General features: G+C 64.5%; 20 protein-coding genes. 17 read left to right on the top strand and 3 right to left on the bottom strand.

Annotated features, from left to right (window positions below; translation table 11 throughout):
- The first annotated feature begins 35 nt into the window (after positions 1 to 35).
- Genes ACSQ9A_RS07105 through ACSQ9A_RS07120 form a run of 4 tightly spaced genes read left to right on the top strand, consistent with a single transcriptional unit; the run spans position 36 to position 3,153 of the window.
- Positions 36 to 1,088 carry an RluA family pseudouridine synthase gene (locus tag ACSQ9A_RS07105; protein WP_093106629.1) on the top strand — a complete coding sequence of 351 codons (1,053 nt, stop codon included), beginning with the start codon at positions 36 to 38 and terminating at the stop codon, positions 1,086 to 1,088.
- Positions 1,085 to 1,753, top strand: a complete 669-nt coding sequence (locus ACSQ9A_RS07110; protein ID WP_436303150.1) for an HAD-IA family hydrolase — start codon at positions 1,085 to 1,087, stop codon at positions 1,751 to 1,753. Before ACSQ9A_RS07105 ends, ACSQ9A_RS07110 begins: the two co-directional genes overlap by 4 nt.
- 10 nt (positions 1,754 to 1,763) lie before the next feature.
- A complete protein-coding gene (locus ACSQ9A_RS07115; RefSeq protein WP_436303151.1) occupies positions 1,764 to 2,129 on the top strand; it encodes a Rieske (2Fe-2S) protein in 366 nt (121 codons plus the stop codon).
- Between the two features lies 1 nt (position 2,130).
- Complete coding sequence (locus ACSQ9A_RS07120) at positions 2,131 to 3,153, top strand: S49 family peptidase (RefSeq protein WP_436303152.1); 1,023 nt, start codon at positions 2,131 to 2,133, stop codon at positions 3,151 to 3,153.
- Between the two features lies 1 nt (position 3,154).
- Here the strand turns inward: ACSQ9A_RS07120 and ACSQ9A_RS07125 are convergent, their stop codons facing one another.
- From ACSQ9A_RS07125 to ACSQ9A_RS07135, 3 genes are read right to left on the bottom strand one after another with little or no spacing between them, the layout of a single operon-like run.
- Positions 3,155 to 4,297, bottom strand: coding sequence for an MFS transporter (locus ACSQ9A_RS07125; RefSeq protein WP_436303154.1), 1,143 nt, complete (start codon positions 4,295 to 4,297; stop codon positions 3,155 to 3,157).
- A 2-nt stretch (positions 4,298 to 4,299) separates the two neighbouring features.
- Entirely contained in the window at positions 4,300 to 5,058 is a 759-nt protein-coding gene (locus ACSQ9A_RS07130; protein WP_093106615.1) for an SAM-dependent methyltransferase, read from the bottom strand.
- Positions 5,055 to 5,636 (bottom strand): Maf family protein, encoded by a 582-nt coding sequence (locus ACSQ9A_RS07135; protein WP_436303155.1) that lies wholly within the window; start codon positions 5,634 to 5,636, stop codon positions 5,055 to 5,057. The genes ACSQ9A_RS07130 and ACSQ9A_RS07135 overlap by 4 nt, the downstream gene beginning before the upstream one ends.
- A 38-nt stretch (positions 5,637 to 5,674) precedes the next feature.
- Here ACSQ9A_RS07135 and ACSQ9A_RS07140 point away from each other — a divergent pair, with 38 nt between their 5' ends.
- The 13 genes from ACSQ9A_RS07140 (at position 5,675) to ACSQ9A_RS07200 (ending at position 16,574) form a co-directional block, all read left to right on the top strand.
- Positions 5,675 to 6,223 (top strand): YceD family protein, encoded by a 549-nt coding sequence (locus ACSQ9A_RS07140; RefSeq protein ID WP_436306270.1) that lies wholly within the window; start codon positions 5,675 to 5,677, stop codon positions 6,221 to 6,223.
- A gap of 149 nt (positions 6,224 to 6,372) precedes the next feature.
- Positions 6,373 to 6,555 carry a 50S ribosomal protein L32 gene (gene rpmF, locus ACSQ9A_RS07145; RefSeq protein WP_028248601.1) on the top strand — a complete coding sequence of 61 codons (183 nt, stop codon included), beginning with the start codon at positions 6,373 to 6,375 and terminating at the stop codon, positions 6,553 to 6,555.
- A gap of 61 nt (positions 6,556 to 6,616) precedes the next feature.
- Entirely contained in the window at positions 6,617 to 7,705 is a 1,089-nt protein-coding gene (gene plsX / locus ACSQ9A_RS07150) for a phosphate acyltransferase PlsX (RefSeq protein WP_436303156.1), read from the top strand.
- Entirely contained in the window at positions 7,705 to 8,682 is a 978-nt protein-coding gene (locus ACSQ9A_RS07155) for a beta-ketoacyl-ACP synthase III (protein WP_436303157.1), read from the top strand. The genes plsX and ACSQ9A_RS07155 overlap by 1 nt, the downstream gene beginning before the upstream one ends.
- A 54-nt stretch (positions 8,683 to 8,736) precedes the next feature.
- Entirely contained in the window at positions 8,737 to 9,690 is a 954-nt protein-coding gene (gene fabD, locus ACSQ9A_RS07160) for an ACP S-malonyltransferase (RefSeq protein WP_436303158.1), read from the top strand.
- 26 nt (positions 9,691 to 9,716) lie between these two features.
- Positions 9,717 to 10,460, top strand: coding sequence for a 3-oxoacyl-ACP reductase FabG (gene fabG / locus ACSQ9A_RS07165; protein WP_093106600.1), 744 nt, complete (start codon positions 9,717 to 9,719; stop codon positions 10,458 to 10,460).
- Between the two features lie 100 nt (positions 10,461 to 10,560).
- Positions 10,561 to 10,800, top strand: coding sequence for an acyl carrier protein (gene acpP, locus ACSQ9A_RS07170; RefSeq protein ID WP_007830471.1), 240 nt, complete (start codon positions 10,561 to 10,563; stop codon positions 10,798 to 10,800).
- Between the two features lie 90 nt (positions 10,801 to 10,890).
- Complete coding sequence (gene fabF, locus ACSQ9A_RS07175) at positions 10,891 to 12,135, top strand: beta-ketoacyl-ACP synthase II (protein WP_093106598.1); 1,245 nt, start codon at positions 10,891 to 10,893, stop codon at positions 12,133 to 12,135.
- Positions 12,136 to 12,148: 13 nt separating this feature from the next.
- A complete protein-coding gene (locus ACSQ9A_RS07180; protein WP_436303159.1) occupies positions 12,149 to 12,631 on the top strand; it encodes a hypothetical protein in 483 nt (160 codons plus the stop codon).
- Positions 12,628 to 13,302, top strand: a complete 675-nt coding sequence (rpoE, locus tag ACSQ9A_RS07185; protein ID WP_093106594.1) for an RNA polymerase sigma factor RpoE — start codon at positions 12,628 to 12,630, stop codon at positions 13,300 to 13,302. Before ACSQ9A_RS07180 ends, rpoE begins: the two co-directional genes overlap by 4 nt.
- A gap of 13 nt (positions 13,303 to 13,315) precedes the next feature.
- Positions 13,316 to 13,951 (top strand): sigma-E factor negative regulatory protein, encoded by a 636-nt coding sequence (locus ACSQ9A_RS07190; protein ID WP_093106592.1) that lies wholly within the window; start codon positions 13,316 to 13,318, stop codon positions 13,949 to 13,951.
- A 22-nt stretch (positions 13,952 to 13,973) separates the two neighbouring features.
- On the top strand, positions 13,974 to 15,041 hold the full coding sequence (locus ACSQ9A_RS07195) for a MucB/RseB C-terminal domain-containing protein (RefSeq protein ID WP_436303160.1): 1,068 nt from the start codon (positions 13,974 to 13,976) through the stop codon (positions 15,039 to 15,041).
- A 51-nt stretch (positions 15,042 to 15,092) separates the two neighbouring features.
- On the top strand, positions 15,093 to 16,574 hold the full coding sequence (locus tag ACSQ9A_RS07200; RefSeq protein ID WP_436303161.1) for a DegQ family serine endoprotease: 1,482 nt from the start codon (positions 15,093 to 15,095) through the stop codon (positions 16,572 to 16,574).
- Positions 16,575 to 17,063: the final 489 nt, after the last annotated feature.

Raw genomic sequence — 17,063 nt, forward strand, 5'->3', positions numbered from 1 at the left:
CTTCTGATTAATCAAGCACTTACAAGACCGCGCTGGTGAAAAACATTATAGGTGCGAAGCCAAGCCCCGCGGCAGCAGAAGTTCGCTTTCTGACGGTCGATGGGGAATCTGCGGGCCAAAGACTCGACAATTTCCTGTTCCGGCAGCTCAAGGGGGTGCCCAAAACCCATGTTTACCGGATCATCCGGTCGGGCGAGGTGCGCATCAACAAAGGACGCGTGCAGGCCGAAACCCGCCTGGCGGAAGGCGACGTGTTGCGGCTGCCGCCGGTACGGGTGTCGGCACGGGGGGCAGAGGGCGGCCTGCCGCCCGCACCCGCGCGCGAATTCCCTTTGCTGTATGAGGACGATGCCTTGCTGGCGATCGACAAGCCGGCCGGCGTCGCGGTTCACGGCGGCAGCGGCGTGAGCTTCGGCGTGATCGAGCAGCTGCGCACCGCGCGCCCTGCGGCGCGCTTTCTCGAGCTCGTGCACCGGCTGGACCGCGAGACCTCGGGCATCCTGCTGGTTGCCAAGAAGCGAAGCGCGCTGACGGCGCTGCAAGACCAGTTTCGCGAGCGCGAGACCGGCAAGACCTACCTGGCGCTGGTCGAAGGCAGCTGGCCCGCGAACAAGAAGGTGCTCGATGCGCCGCTCGCCAAGTACCTTTTGCCGGGTCAGGCCGGCTCGGCTGAGCCGGGTGAGCGGCGCGTGCGCGTGGTGGCCAAGGACCATCCCGACGCGATGCGCGCCGTGACGCTGGTGAAAGTCCTGGCTCGCGTCGCCCTCCCGGCGGACGCTGCTTCCTTTTCGCTGCTCGCCGTTACGATCAAGACCGGTCGCACGCATCAGATTCGCGTCCACCTCGCCTCCGGCGGCCATGCGATCGCGGGCGACGACAAGTACGGCGACTTCGAGCGCAATCGCGCATTGCAGAAGCTCGGACTCAAACGCATGTTCCTGCACGCCTGGCGACTGCAGTTCACCCACCCCGCGAGCGGAGAGCGCATGGCGCTGCAGGCTGACCTGCCGCCGGAACTGCATGCGCTGATGCCGCAGGCTGCGCTCGATGCGCTCGCTGCCCACCCCTCGACAGCCTCTCACTCATGACTGACATTCGTCCCCGCCGTTTCGACCTGATCGCTTTCGATTGGGATGGCACGCTCTATGACTCGACGCGACTCATCGTGCGCTGCATCCAGGCCGCGGTGGTCGACGTCGGCGGCGCCAAGCCGAACGAGAACGACGCCGCATGGGTGATCGGCCTGGGCCTTGCCGAAGCGCTGGCCCGCGCCGCACCCGATGTACCGAAGGAGAAGTACGCCGAGCTCGGCGCGCGCTACCGCTATCACTACCTGCAGCATCAAGACGACCTGGTGCTCTTCGACGGCGTCCTGCCGATGCTCGATGCGCTCCACGCGCGCGGCCACAAGCTGGCCGTGGCCACGGGCAAATCGCGGCGGGGGTTGAACGAGGCGCTCGCCACCGTCGCGCTGCGGGACCGCTTCGACGCCTCTCGAACGGCCGACGAAACCTTCGGCAAGCCGCATCCGCGCATGCTGCTCGAATTGATGGAAGAGCTGGACGTGCCGGCCGATCGCACCTTGATGATCGGCGACACCACGCATGACCTCCAGCTCGCGCTCAACGCCGGCTGCGCGAGCGTGGGCGTGAGCTATGGCGCGCACGAGCCGGACAGCTTCGACGTGCTGAAGCCGCTGCATGTGGCGCACTCGGTGTCCGGCCTGACGCAATGGCTTCTCGAGAACGCATGAAAATCCGCGCATGAGCGAATGCATCCCGCTGTGCAATGCGGCCGACCTGGTCGAGGGCGGCCGCGCCGTTCCCTTCGACGTGGTGCACGGCGGCCAGACATGCCGGGCCTTTGCCATTCGCTACGAAGGCCAGCCGCACGCGTACCTCAACCGCTGCAGCCACGTCGCGATGGAGCTGGATTTCCAGCCGGATCGCTTCTTCGACGACAGCGGTCAATGGCTGCTGTGCGCGACGCACGGCGCCGTCTACAAGCCGGACACCGGCGAGTGCGCCGGCGGTCCTTGTCGCGGCGGCCTGGTGAAGATCGCCTTGAGCGAACGGGACGGAGTGGTGCACTGGCATACTGCCTGGAACCTCCAACCTCTGGTTTTCTGAAATGACCGATTCCAACCGCACGGAACCTGAGGGTTTCGAGCCTTTCGAGCGCGCCGCGCCTCCCCGAAGCATGTCGAAGAACGATCCGACGCAGCAACCCAACTGGGAGCGCGCCACACTCGAAAAACTGGCCTTCGCCTCGCTGCGCGAACAAAGGGCCACGCGTCGTTGGAAGACCTTCATTCGTCTGAGCTGGCTCGTCTTCTTCATTTTTCTGGTGTGGCTGGCCATGTCCCGCGGCACGCCGACGACTGCCAAGACCACGGCCCACACGGCGGTAGTCGAAATCAAGGGCGAAATCGCCAATGGCGGCGACGCGAGTGCGGAGTTCGTGATCGCGGCGATGAAGAGCGCCTTCGAGGACGACGGCGCCAAGGGTGTCGTTCTGCTGATCAATTCGCCGGGCGGAAGCCCCGTGCAGGCCGGCATCATCAACGACGAGATCAAGCGCCTGCGGGCCAAGCACAAAAAGCCGGTCTACGCGGTGGTCGAGGAGACCTGCGCGTCGGCGGCGTACTACATCGCGGCGGCGACCGACAAGGTCTTCGTCGACAAGGCAAGCATCGTCGGAAGCATCGGCGTGCTGATGGACGGTTTCGGATTCACCGGCCTCATGGACAAGGTCGGCGTGGAGCGCAGGCTCTTGACGGCCGGCGAAAACAAGGGCTTCCTGGATCCGTTCAGTCCGATGAGCGATGCGCAGCGGGTGCACGCGCAGAAGATGCTCGACCAGATCCACGCGCAGTTCATCGATGTGGTCAAGAAGGGCCGCGGCGACCGGTTGAAGGTCGATACGCCCGGCCTGTTCAGCGGCCTGTTCTGGAGCGGCCAGCAGGCCGTGGAGCTCGGCTTGGCCGATCAGCTCGGCAACGTCGATTTCGTTGCGCGCGAAGTGATCAAGGCCGAGGAAGTGATCGACTACACGCGCCGGGAGAACGTGGCCGAGAAGCTCGCCAAGAAATTCGGCGCTGCCCTCGGCGACGCTTCGGTTCGGGCGCTGCGAACCGCGCCGGCGCTGCGCTGAATCAGGCCGGATTCGCGTAGCGCGCCGATGCCGCGAGCGCTGCGGCAAAGGCCACCACGACATAGAGCGCAGCAGTCAACGAGCTGAGCTGGGCCAGAAAGCCGATTACCGGCGGTCCGGCCATGAAGCCCAGGTAGGCCGCTGCCGATACCGCGGCGATGCCACGTGCCGGCTCGACGCCCGGGACGCGCGCCGACGCGGCGAAGAGGATCGGCACCACGTTGGCGAAACCGATGCCCACGCCTGCAAATCCGATCAAGGCCAGCCAGGGTGCGTCGGCCAGCAGGACCAGCGTCATGGAGGCGGCCGCCAGCCAGGCGCTGCCGCGCAGCAGCAGCGCCGGCGAGAAACGCGCACGCATCGCGTCGCCGGCGAAGCGCGTGGCGGCCATCGCCGCCGAAAAGCTGGCGTAGGCCAGCGCGGCTTGCTGCTGGGGGCTGCCCAGTTCCTGCTTCAGATAGAGCACGCTCCAGTCGTAGATCGCGCCCTCGGCAATCAGCCCCAGCGCGGCCAGCACGCCGAGGATGGCCAGCGCGCCGCGCGGCAGGCGAAAGCCGTCGCCCGTGCTGGTGAACGTGGTCGCCTCCTTCGGCAACATCCATCTGGAGGAGAGGGCGATCGATAGCGCCATCGCCGCGGCGACGAGCGTCAAGTGCGATTGAGGCGCCATCCCAGCGGCGAGCGCTGCGCCGCCGGTCACGGCACCCGCCATGCCGCCCAGGCTGAACATGCCGTGCATGCCGCTCATCAGCGGATGGCCGTCTCGCAGCTCGAGCTGCGCGGCCTCGGTATTGATCGCCACGTCGAAGACGCCGGTGAGGATGCCGAACACGGCGAGCAAGCCCAGCAGCGCGCCATAGCTGGGCATCACCAGCAAGCCGGCCAGCAGCAGCGCATAGATCGCGCCGCACAGGCCGGCGATGCCGCGGACGCCATGGCGGCCGATCCAGCGGCTCGCCTGTGTGAGGCCCAGCAAGGCGCCGACGCCGGCGGCGAGCATGGCCAGGCCGAGCGCCGCTTCATCGACGCCGTAGTGGATCTTCACAGTCGGGATATGAACACCCCAGGTCGCGAAGATGAAACCCGAGCCGAAGAATTGCGCGCGCGAAGCCCAGCGCATGCGGGCGGAGGGAGGGCCTGACAAGATCAGCGCCCGATCGCGAACACCGCGGGCGTGCGCTCGTCGGCCGGCAATGGTTTGGCGCGCCAGCTCTTCACCGTATCGCTGCGCACGTTCGCGGCCGCGAGCGTGAGTCCGCGCGCCACCGCGAGCCGCGTGTTGTGCTGCAGCGTCTGCACGAGCGCCTGCAGCAGGGCTGTATTGCGGTAGGGCGTTTCGATGAAAAGCTGCGTCTGGCCGGTCCTCAGTGCGAGTGCCTCGAGCTCGCGGATGCGTTGCGCGCGTGCCTCGGCGTCCTGCGGCAGGTAGCCGACGAAAGCGAAGTTCTGGCCATTGAGACCACTCGCCGCAAGTGCGAGCAGCAGCGACACCGGGCCGGTGAGCGGCACCACGGTGATGCCCAGTTCGTGCGCGGCCCGTGCCACGGAGGATCCCGGGTCGGCGACGGCAGGCATGCCGGCCTCGCTGAGCAGGCCAATGTTCTTGCCTTCGAGCGCGGCGGAAAGGAGTGGTCGGGCATCGAACTGGCCGGCGTGGTCTCCCTTCTTGTGAACCTCGCGCGGCAGTTCCTGGATCTGCTGGGCCTGCAGCGGCGCAGCAAGCGGCGCCACCGCGTCGATGCGCTTGAGATAGGCGCGGGCCGATTTCGCGTTCTCGCAGATCCAGTGCGTGATCCCAGCCGCGATCTGCAGCGTGCCGAGCGGAAGCACGTCCTGCAGCGGCACCTCAGCCTCACAGCCGAAATCCAGCGGTGCAGGCACCAGATAGAGCTTGCCTTTGCTCACAAGAGGTCGACGCCGGCGGCGCGCAGCATGTTGGCTGTACGAATCAGCGGCAGGCCCACCAGGGCCGTCGGATCGTCGCTGTCGATGGCTTCGAGCAGAGCAATGCCAAGGCCCTCGCTCTTTGCGCTTCCCGCGCAGTCGTAGGGCTGTTCCGCGCGCAGATAGGTATCGATCGCCGCATCGCTGAGCTCACGAAACACGACGCGCACGGGCGCCAGATCGCGCTGCACGAAGCTCGTCGCCTGGCACACCACGGCGACGGCCGTCTGGAATATCAGCGTCTGGCCGCGCATGCGCCGCAATTGGGCCGTGGCGCGGGCGTGATCTCCGGGCTTGCCCAATGGCTCGCCAGCCAGGTCGGCCACCTGATCGGAGCCGATCACCACGGCTTCAGGGAATTGGCGGGCCACCGACATCGCTTTTTCGAGCGCCAGCCGTTCCGCCAACGCGCGCGGCGCCTCGCCTGCTATCGGTGTTTCGTCGACGTCGGGTGCTTGGACATCGAAGGCCAGGTGCAGGCGTGCAAGAAGCTCGCGGCGATAGCGCGAGGTCGAGGCAAGAATCACAGTGCGTTGCATGGGCCACGATTGTGCGCGAGCGGTTTAGACTGGTGCCGATGACCAGAGAATTTGCCCCAGGCCGGCTCGACGTGAACGGCTTTGCCGAGGCGGCCGCTACCGTTTCGGGAAACGAGCCCCTTCAGACTTATCAGCGCTTGAGCGCTGAAGTGGCCGCCCCGGCCACCGACGCGAGCGTGCGCTGGCAGGCCGAAGGCGCCCGCCGCGATGGTCCCGATGGAGCGCCAGTCCCCTGGCTGCACCTGGAGGCGCAGACCACGGTGGCCCTGGTCTGCCAGCGCTGCCTCACCCCGGTCGAAGTCGAACTGAAAGTCGATCGCTGGTTTCGTTTCGCGGCAGACGAAGCCATTGCAGCGGCCGAAGACGAGGATTCCGAGGAGGACGTTCTGGTCGCGAGCCGCGATTTCGACCTCCATGCCTTGATCGAGGATGAGCTCCTCATGGAAATCCCGGCCACACCGCGGCACGAACGTTGTCCCGAGCCGGTGCGGCTGTCGGCTGCGGATCCCGATTTCGAGGCGGCCGAGGCCGCGCGTCCGAATCCCTTCGCAGTGCTCGGCGCGTTGCGTTCGCGCAAGCCGGAGTAGGCCTCGAAACATCGAGCTGGCGCTCCTTATTCAGCTTGGGCTATAATCATGGGCTTCACGCGCGCCGCCGTCGACGTTAGAGCGTTCTACAGGGCCTCACGGCCGCCCCGCGTGCTTACCCACTCACCCGAATACTTTCAGGAGCCAGCATGGCCGTCCAGCAAAACAAGAAGTCGCCGTCCAAGCGCGGCATGCACCGTTCCCACAATGCTTTGGGCGTGCCCGGCATTGCCGTCGAGCCGACCACCGGCGAAACGCATCTGCGCCACCACATTAGCCCGAACGGCTTCTATCGCGGCCGCAAGGTGCTCAAGACCAAGTCTGAAGCCTGATCCCAGTTTCAAGGCCAAAGGCCCGAAGCTACTTTTGTTGTAGCGTCGGGCCTTTGTTTTGATGGCCACGCCTTCCGAATTCGCTCCTGCCCCCTCCGCAATCACGCTTGCCGTCGATTGCATGGGGGGAGACCACGGTCCGCGCGTCACGCTTGCGGCCTGCCGCGCATTTCTCGATCGCCACGCCGAAGCGTCGTTGCTGCTGGTTGGTGCCCCGGCAGCGCTGGCCGGCTTCTCGCATCCGCGTGCCCGAGTCATTCCCGCCAGCGAAGTGGTCGGAATGGACGACCCGATTGAGATCGCGCTGCGCAAGAAAAAAGATTCTTCGATGCGCGTCGCGATTCAGCAAGTGAAGGACGGCGCCGCGCAGGCCGCGATTTCTGCTGGCAACACCGGCGCCTTGATGGCGATCGCTCGTTACTTGCTCAAGACCTTGGATGGTATCGACAGACCGGCCATCGCTCCTCAGCTTCCGAACAGCAAGGGCGGGGCGACAACGGTGCTCGATCTCGGCGCCAATGTGGATTGTGATGCTGAAGATCTGTTGCAGTTCGCCGTGTTGGGTTCTGCGCTGGTGTCCGCCCTGACGGGCAACGAGTCGCCGTCCGTTGGACTTCTCAATGTCGGCGAAGAGGCGATCAAGGGCAGCGAAACGATCAAAAAAGCAAGTCAATTGCTTCGGAAAGCGGCCAATTCCCAGGATTTGAACTTCTACGGCAACGTCGAGGGTAACGACATTTTCAAAGGGACGACCGACATCGTCGTCTGTGACGGTTTTGTTGGCAATGTCACATTGAAGGCCACCGAGGGCGTGGCTTCGATGATCGTCGACTTCCTTCGCATCGAGTATTCCAGCGGTATTTTCAGCAAATTTGCTGCGATCGTCTCGTATCCGGTTCTAAAGGCCCTCAAACGCCGCCTCGACCATCGGCGGTACAACGGCGCGGCCTTGCTCGGCCTGCGCGGACTCGTTTTCAAGAGCCATGGCTCGGCTGACGAAGTGGCCTTCGGTCATGCGCTCGATCGCGCTTATGATGCCGCTCGCAACAACCTGCTCGATCGCGTGCGGGCCCGCATCGCCCACGCCGCGCCACTCCTCGCGCGACAAGAACCGGCGACGCCGGTCGACACGGCGGCGCTCCACGTTTGATGACTCCTTTTTCCCGCATCACCGGCACCGGCAGCTACCTGCCCCCGCGCCGAGTGACCAACGACGACCTCGCCCGCGAATTGGCCACGCGTGGCATCGAGACCTCTGATCAATGGATCATCGAGCGCACGGGCATTCGCGCTCGGCACTTCGCCGCACCCGAAGTCACGAGCAGCGAACTGGGGCTGGAAGCCGCAAAGAATGCGCTGGAAGCGGCTGGTCGCAGTGCTGGCGAGGTCGACCTGATCATCGTCGCGACCTCGACCCCTGACATGGTGTTCCCGTCGTCGGCAGCCATTCTTCAAAACAAGTTGGGCATCGCGGGCTGTCCTGCATTCGACGTACAGGCGGTGTGCAGCGGCTTCGTCTATGCGATGACGGTGGCCGACGCCATGATCCGCACCGGAAGCGCCAAGTGCGCGCTGGTCGTCGGCGCTGAGGTTTTTTCGCGCATCCTCGACTTCAACGACCGCACCACCTGCGTCCTGTTCGGTGACGGTGCCGGCGCCGTGGTGCTCGAGGCCAGCGACGAGCCCGGGATTCTTGCCAGCGACCTGCATGCCGATGGCAAGCACGTGGGCATCCTCTGCGTGCCGGGCCACGTCTCGGGCGGCAACGTGCTCGGCACGCCGCTGCTTCACATGGACGGGCAGGCTGTTTTCAAGCTGGCCGTACGCGTGCTGGAAGAGGCCGCACGCGCCACCTTGCAGAAGGCGGGCAAGACCGATGCCGACATCGACTGGCTGATTCCCCATCAGGCCAACATCCGCATCATGGAAGGCACCGCGCGGAAGCTGAAGCTGCCGCTCGAGAAGCTGATCGTGACGGTCAACGAGCATGGCAACACCTCTGCAGCCTCTATCCCCTTGGCATTGGACGAGGCGGTGCGCGCAGGCAAGGTGAAGAAGGGCGATACGGTGATGCTGGAAGGCGTTGGCGGCGGCTTCACTTGGGGCGCAGTCCTGTTGACCATGTAATGCAGCGCGTTGCCCCCGAAGAGGGCAGTCGCGCGCGATTGGAGACGCAAAACAATGAAATCCTTCGCTTTCGTATTTCCCGGCCAGGGCTCGCAGGCGGTCGGCATGCTCGACGCATGGGGCGACCATCCGGCCGTGACCGAGACCCTGCAGGAAGCATCCGATGCCTTGGATGAAGATGTTTCGCGCTTGATCCACGAGGGCCCCAAGGAGGCGCTGGCGCTCACTACGAATACGCAGCCCGTGATGCTGGTCGCCGGCATCGCGTCCTGGCGGGCCTGGTTGGCGGAAGGCGGCGCCAAGCCCTCGATCGTTGCCGGTCATTCGCTGGGCGAATATTCCGCCTTGGTGGCATCCGGCGTCTTGACGCTCGCGCAGGCGGCGCCACTGGTGCGTTTCCGCGCCCGCGCCATGCAGCAGGCCGTGCCCGTGGGGGCGGGTGCCATGGCGGCGGTCCTCGGCATGGATGCCGGCAAGGTGAAAGCAGGTTGTGCCGAAGTGACAGCCTCGTTCGGCACCGGCAGCGCCGAAATCGTCGAAGCGGTGAACTTCAACGATCCGATGCAAACCGTGATCGCGGGCAGCAAGGCCGCGGTCGAAAAGGCCTGCGAAGTGCTCAAGGCCCAGGGCGCCAAGCGGGCACTGCCGTTGCCGGTGTCGGCGCCTTTCCATTCGAGCCTGATGAAGCCGGCCGCCGAAGCGCTGGAAGAGCGGCTGGCATCGCTCAGCCTGGCCGCGCCCCAGATCCCCGTCCTCAACAACATCGACGTGGCGGTCGAAACCGACCCGGCCCGGATTCGCGACGCGTTGGTGCGCCAAGCGGCGGGTCCTGTGCGCTGGGTCGAAAGCGTGCAGGCCTTGCAGGCGCGTGGCGTGGAGGTCGTCGTTGAATGCGGCCCCGGCAGAGTGCTTGCCGGCATGATCAAACGCATTGCGCCCGAGCTCGCCGCGGCCTCGGTGTATGACCCGGCAACGCTCGCAGAAACAAGACAACTGCTCGGCGGCTGAACGCCGGGCTCCAACATTATTCTTTTATGAGCACTCCAAAATTCGAAGGCCAGGTCGCATTGGTCACCGGCGCTTCGCGCGGTATCGGTGCGGCGATCGCGCTCGAACTGGCCCAGCGCGGTCTCATGGTCATCGGGACCGGCACCACCGAAGAAGGCGCGAACAGGATCTCGGCCGCGCTCGCCGCCCATGGCGGGCGGGGGTGTGCGCTCGACGTCAATGATGGGCCGGCGGTCGAAGCGCTGGTCGACGAGATCGTCAAGACCTATGGCGCGATCCATGTGCTGGTCAACAACGCCGGCATCACCCGCGACATGCTCGCCATGCGCCTCAAGGATGAGGATTGGGATGCGGTGCTCGACACCAATCTCAAGGCCGTTTTCCGTCTTTCCCGTGCGGTGATCCGCCCCATGATGAAGCAGCGCTACGGCCGGATCGTCAGCATCACCAGCGTCGTCGGCGCTTCCGGCAACGCCGGCCAGGCCAACTATGCGGCCGCCAAGGCTGGCGTGGCGGGCATGACGCGCGCGTTGGCACGCGAACTCGGAAGCCGCAGCATCACGGTCAACTGCGTGGCGCCGGGCTTTATCGAGACCGACATGACCGCCAGCCTGCCCGAGGCGCAGCAGCAAGCGCTGCTGTCGCAGATCCCGCTCGGCCACCTGGGCAAGCCGGCTGACATCGCGCATGCCGTTGCCTACCTGGCTTCGCCCCAAGCCTCCTATGTGACGGGCCAGGAACTGCACGTCAACGGCGGCATGCACATGTAAGCGCAGTAGCGCAATTCTTTTACCGTACGGCCTTGGGGCGGATGCCACAATGCGGCCGGCTAAAATCCACCGATTACCTACAACCCTCAGAGGGAACCAAATGAGCGATATCGAAGCACGTGTCAAGAAAATCATTGCCGAACAACTCGGCGTTGAAGAGTCCCAGGTCACCAATGAAAAGGCTTTCGTGGCGGACCTCGGTGCTGACTCGCTCGACACGGTCGAACTGGTGATGGCACTCGAAGACGAATTTGGCATCGAGATCCCGGATGAAGACGCCGAGAAGATCACGACTGTCCAGAACGCCGTCGATTACGCCACCAAGAATCAAAAGGCCTGATATCGGCCACGCTGAGTTTCCGTTCCGGCCCGCGGCTTCCAAGGCACGCGCCGCACAACGGCCTCAGTGCTTCCAGAAAGGTTTGCCGGCATGACCAAACGCCGCGTCGTCGTCACTGGGCTTGGTTGCATTGCCCCTGTCGGAAACACTGTCGCCGAGTCCTGGGCCAATCTGCTGGCCGGGAAGTCGGGCGTCGACACCATCACCAAGTTCGATGTGAGCGCCTTTGCCTGCAAGTTCGCGGGCGAGGTCAAGGGCTTCGACATCACGCAATACATTCCCGAGAAGGAAGCGCGCCACATGGATCGCTTCATCCATCTCGGGCTCGCTGCTGCGATCCAGGCGGTGCAGGACAGCGGCTTGCCGACCGGCGAGGCCCTGAGCTATGAAGAAGCCGTTCGCATCGGCTGCAACATCGGCTCGGGGATCGGGGGACTCCCCATGATCGAGGCCACGCACGGCGAACTGACCAACCGCGGCCCGCGCCGCGTGTCGCCGTTCTTCGTGCCGGCATCGATCATCAACATGATCTCCGGCCACGTGTCCATCAAATATGGCTTCAAGGGCCCGAACATCGCGATCGTCACTGCCTGCACGACCGGTTTGCATGCGATTGGTACGTCTGCTCGGATGATCGAGTACGGCGATGCCGATGTGATGATTGCAGGCGGCTCGGAATCCACGGTGTCGCCGCTCGGTATCGGGGGCTTTGCCGCGGCGCGCGCACTGTCCACCCGCAACGAAGATCCGGCCACGGCGTCGCGCCCCTGGGATCGCGACCGCGACGGTTTCGTGCTCGGTGAGGGTGCCGGCGTACTGGTGCTCGAGGAGTACGAGCACGCCAAGGCGCGCGGCGCCAAGATCTACGCCGAAGTGTCCGGCTTCGGCATGAGCGCCGACGCCTTCCACATGACCGCGCCCGATGTCGACGGACCCCGCCGCTCGATGGACATGGCCTTGAAGAATGCGGGCGTCAACGCCGATCAGGTCCAATACCTGAACGCGCATGGCACCTCGACGCAGATCGGCGACATCAACGAAACCAATGCGATCAAGAATGCTTTTGGCGACCATGCCAAGAAGCTGGTGGTGAACTCGACCAAGTCGATGACCGGCCACTTGCTCGGCGGTGCCGGCGGCATCGAGTCGGTGTTTACCGTGCTGGCTGTGCATCACCAGAAAAGTCCGCCGACGATCAACATCTTCAATCAAGATCCGGAGTGCGATCTCGATTACTGCGCCAATGAGGCGCGCGATCTCAAGATCGACGTCGCGGTCAAGAACAACTTCGGCTTCGGCGGCACCAACGGCACGCTGGTGTTCAAGCGCGCTTGATTTTCCTTGACCCATGCACGACGCCCCATCGGTGAGTTATCCGGTGGGCCGTTCGCGCAACGCTGATCGGTTGCTCTCGATCATCTGGGCCTGCGGCGCGTGCTGCGCGGCCGCAGCGTGCTATCGGCTCGACGACCCGGATTGGCGGATCGGGCTGCTGGCGCTCAGCGTCGTCGGGGCCGGCGCTGCGGCATGGCGGAGCACGCTGCGATGCACCGCGTTCACGGAACTGAGCTTCGACGGCCGGCATTGGTCGCTTGCGGACTCTGCGGGGTTGCGAGCGGGGGTGAAAGTCGCCCTGGATTTCCAATCTTCGCTGCTCCTGTGCCTGACCGAAGCGCGTCGTGTGCGACGCTGGGCCTGGCTCGACCGGAGCACTCTGCCGAAGCGCTGGCAGGATCTGCGCCGTGCGGTATATTCGCGCGCCCCGCTGGCCGGCCCGGTTGCCGAGTCCCGGCAGCCAGCGGCATCCGGCTCGCACCATCCTCTTTCATGACAGCCTCTCCACCGCCCGTGCCGCCCGACACCGGCTTGACCGATGCGCCCCCTGCAGAGGTGAGGCCCGGGGAGGTCGACTTTCAACTGGTCCAGCGCACGATCGCAGGCGATCAGAAGGCTTTCGAACTGCTCGTCATCAAGTACCAGCGCCGGATCGAACGGCTCATCGGCCGCATGGTGCGCGACGTGAACCTGGTAGAGGACATCGCGCAGGAGACCTTCATCCGCGCCTACCGCGCCCTGCACCAGTTCAGGGGCGAGGCGCAGTTTTACACCTGGCTCTACCGCATCGCCGTCAATACCGCCAAGAAGGCCCTGGTGGACATGAAACGCGATCCGACCGTTTCTGAGAGCGCATTGCGTTCGTCTTCTGAGGACGAGGATGAAACTTACCGGCCCGGAAACGAACCAATCAGCGACGAGACGCCCGAATCCGTCATGGCCGCCAACGAAATCGCGGCCGCCGTCGAAGCTGCAATGGAAGCACTGCCGGCCGAGCTGCGGCAGGCGGTGACCCTGCGCGAGATCGAAGGCATGAGCTACGAAGAGATCGCCGAGGTGATGAATTGTCCGATCGGTACCGTACGCTCGCGGATTTTCCGGGCCCGCGAAGCTATTTCGGCAAGGGTCAAGCCGCTGCTGGACAACCAGTCCGGCAAGCGTTGGTAAGCAGGTGAATGAAATGAAGCACACAAGCACAGTCCATGAACAGATTTCCGCGCTGGCCGACGGCCATCTGCGGGACGACGAGTTCGCACAGGTGATCGAGAAGGTCTGCACGGACGACGATCTGCGCGCGACCTGGCATACCTATCATCTGGTCGGGGAAGTGTTGCGTTCCGGCGTGCACTCCGCCTGCAGCGATACCTCGGTGTTCCTGTCGCGGCTCCAGCAGCGGCTGGCGGCCGAGCCGTCCGCCCCGATGCTGGCGCCCGAGGTGGTAAAGCCCGTCGTGCACCATGTCGAGGCCGCCAACGAACCGGTGTTCCGATGGAAGCTCGTGGCCGGTGCGGCATCGCTGGCGGCTGCAGCGGCCATCGGTTGGAACTGGATTGGGAGCACCGGCCCGCAGCCGGCCGCTGCGCAACTGGCGCAACAGCAAGGCTCGAGTTCGGTGCTCGCTGCGTCGAATTCTTCGCAGCAGACGCCCTCCAACCTCGCGCCGATGCGGGTCATCGTCGGAAATGGCAATCCGCAGGTCATGCTGCGTGATCCGCGGCTGGATCAGTTGCTCGAAGCGCACCAGCAAGCGGGCGGTGCCTCGCAGATGCCTTCCGGCTTCCTGCGCAACGCCACCTTCGATGGGCCATCGCGTTGATCACGCGTCCGCAGCCCTTGCAATGACCGTTGCGATGCCGATTTCCGCGCGTGGTGCTGTGGTTCTCGTTGCCGCGCTTTGCGTGGCACAGGCCGTGATGGCTCAGAACCGGACGCCCTCGCCGTCAGTGAAGAGTTCGGTCAGCCCGGCCGGCGGCGAGACGCCGACCTTGGGCGTGGTCGAGTGGTTGCAGCGTATGCATGCCGCTTCGCGGCAGCGTTCTTACGTCGGAACTTTCGTTGTATCGGCACCCGCCGGCAGTCTGTCGAGTGCCCGCATCTGGCATGTGTGCGAGGGTGCCCTCCAGATGGAGCGCATTGAGGCCTTGTCTGGGCCGCCGCGCTCAACCTTCAGGCGCAACGACCACGTGATGACCTTTCTGCCTGAGACGAAGGTCGTGAAGAGCGAGAAGCGCGAAAACCTCGAGCTGTTCCCGAACCTGCTCGGTACCCCCGACTCCTCCATCGGCGACCTCTACGGTGCACGCGTGCTGGGCAAGGACCGCGTCGCGGGCTTCGATGCCGACGTGGTGCAGTTGGAGCCGCGCGACGGGCTGCGTTTCGGCTACCGCGTCTGGAGCGAGCGCCGATCGGGCTTGGTGGTGAAGCTGCAGACCATCGACGGTGAGAACCGCGTGATCGAACAGTCCGCATTTTCCGAACTTCAGCTCGACCCGCCGGTCAAAGCGCAAGCCCTTGCACAGATGATGGGCAGCACCGCGGGTTATCGCGTAGAGAAATCCGAGCTCGAGCGCACCACGGCCACGAAAGAGGGGTGGTCGCTGCGCGCGCCCATCGCCGGCTTCAAGCCGGTCAGCTGCTATCGGCGTCCCGCGGGGGTTGCAGGAAGCGCTGCGCAGGGGCACACGATGCAGTGGACTTTTTCCGATGGCCTTGCGTCGGTCTCGCTGTTCGTCGAGCCCTACGACGCGCAGCGCCAGCCGCGGGAAGTCCTGCTGGCGCTCGGTGCCACCTACACGCTGACGCGCCGGCTGCCGGGCAAGGATGGCGACTGGTGGCTGACTGCCGTCGGAGAAGTGCCGCCGCAAACGCTCGATGCGTTTGCGCAAAGTCTTGTTCGCGCGCGTTGAGTCGCCATATTGATCGTTGTTGTTTACAGGTCTCTCAAACGAAGGAAACCGATGATGTTCAAGTTCGAGAAGAACAAAATCCGTTCATTCCTGATGGCCGGCGTGCTCGCGCTGGCCTCCGGCGCTGCGCTGCTGCCCGTCGCGCCCGCGCATGCGCAAGCCCGTGTTCTCCCGGATTTCACCGATCTGGTCGATCAGGTCGGACCTTCGGTGGTCAATATCCGGACCGTCGAAAAGGTGGCGCAGCGCAGCGGCAACGCCGAGATGGACGAGGAGATGCAGGAATTCTTCCGCCGCTTCTTCGGCCAGCCGATGCCGAACATTCCGCGCCAGGGGCCGCGTCCGAACCGGCCCCAGCAGCCTCAGGAAGAAGAGCGCCCGCGCGGCGTGGGTTCCGGCTTCATCCTGACGACCGACGGTTTCGTCATGACCAACGCGCACGTCGTTGATGGCGCATCCGAGGTGCTGGTGACGCTTGTCGACAAGCGCGAATTCAAGGCCAGGCTGATCGGCGCGGACAAGCGCACCGACGTTGCGGTCGTGAAGATCGAGGCAACCGGTCTGCCGGCGGTCAAGGTCGGCGACATCTCCAGGCTGCGCGTCGGCGAATGGGTGATGGCCATCGGTTCGCCCTTCGGTCTCGAGAACACCGTGACTGCGGGCATCGTGAGCGCCAAGCAGCGCGACACCGGCGACTATTTGCCTTTCATCCAGACGGACGTCGCCATCAACCCCGGCAACTCGGGCGGCCCGTTGATCAACATGCGCGGTGAAGTGGTCGGGATCAACAGCCAGATCTACTCGCGCTCGGGCGGCTTCATGGGCATCTCGTTCTCGATCCCGATCGACGAAGCGATCCGCGTAAGCGACCAGCTGCGCGCGAACGGCCGCGTTTCGCGCGGACGCATCGGCGTGCAGATCGACCAGGTCACGAAGGACGTGGCCGAATCCATCGGCCTTGGGAAGGCGCAGGGTGCCTTGGTGCGCGGGGTCGAGGCCGGCTCGCCGGGCGAGAAGGCCGGCATCGAGCCGGGCGACATCATCACCAAGTTCGACGGCAAGGCCATCGAGAAGCCCAGCGATCTGCCGCGCCTCGTGGGCAATACCAAGCCCGGCACCAAGAGTTCGCTCACCGTGTTCCGTCGCGGCAATTCGCGCGATCTTGCCGTGACGATCGCGGAGATCGAGCCCGACAAGCCCGTCAAGCGGGCGGCCGAAAAAGAGGAGCCCGCAGCCAAGCCGCAGGCATCTGCCGCCGCCAAGTCCATGGGGCTCGCGGTCAGCGACCTCACCGAGGCGCAGAAGAAGGAGCTCAAACTCAAAGGCGGCGTGAAGATCGACACCGCCACCGACGCGGCCACGCGGGCTGGTCTGCGCGAGGGAGATATCGTGCTGGCCATCAACAACACCGAGGTGGCCAACGCCAAGGAGTTCGAAGCCGCACTGGTGAAGGCAGACAAGACCAAGCCGGTCAGCGTGCTGTTCCGCCGCGGCGACTGGGCGCAATATGCCTTGATCCGACCTTCACGCTGATCTGGCGCTTGGCGTCAAGTGGCCCCACCCGGCACTCGGGTTTGGGGCTTTTTTTCGGCCGCTTTCGCATTCTGGCAACCGCCGAAACAAAATTTTTTTGGCACCTCGAGGCCCTTAAATTAGTTTGCGTTTACTAACTTGTTGGGAGGCTAATGATGATTTTCAGTAGAATACGGCCTCATCGGCCAGAGGTCGACGCATAAGCCGGACAGGCTTCTTCACGATGCGAGATTCCTCTCGGCCGTCCACCGATGCTCCACAGATCGCCCACAAGTTGTTAAGAAATCGATCCACCGATTCTGTGGATAAGTTGTTTATAAGTTCCATGTTGCTGACCTGCAACGACCGTTCCGGGGCCTTGGCCTGTCTGTACGCGCCCCCCTTTTTGCCTACAATGAAGTTCCAACTACTGCAGTTGCCATTGCTTGTTGGTTCAGGGCGCGTCTCTTGCGGACGCGCCCTTTTTTCTTGCCTGTCGCCTTCTGCGCA

This window comes from Variovorax sp. LjRoot290 (assembly GCF_964253985.1).
In the GTDB taxonomy this organism is placed as follows: domain Bacteria; phylum Pseudomonadota; class Gammaproteobacteria; order Burkholderiales; family Burkholderiaceae_C; genus Variovorax.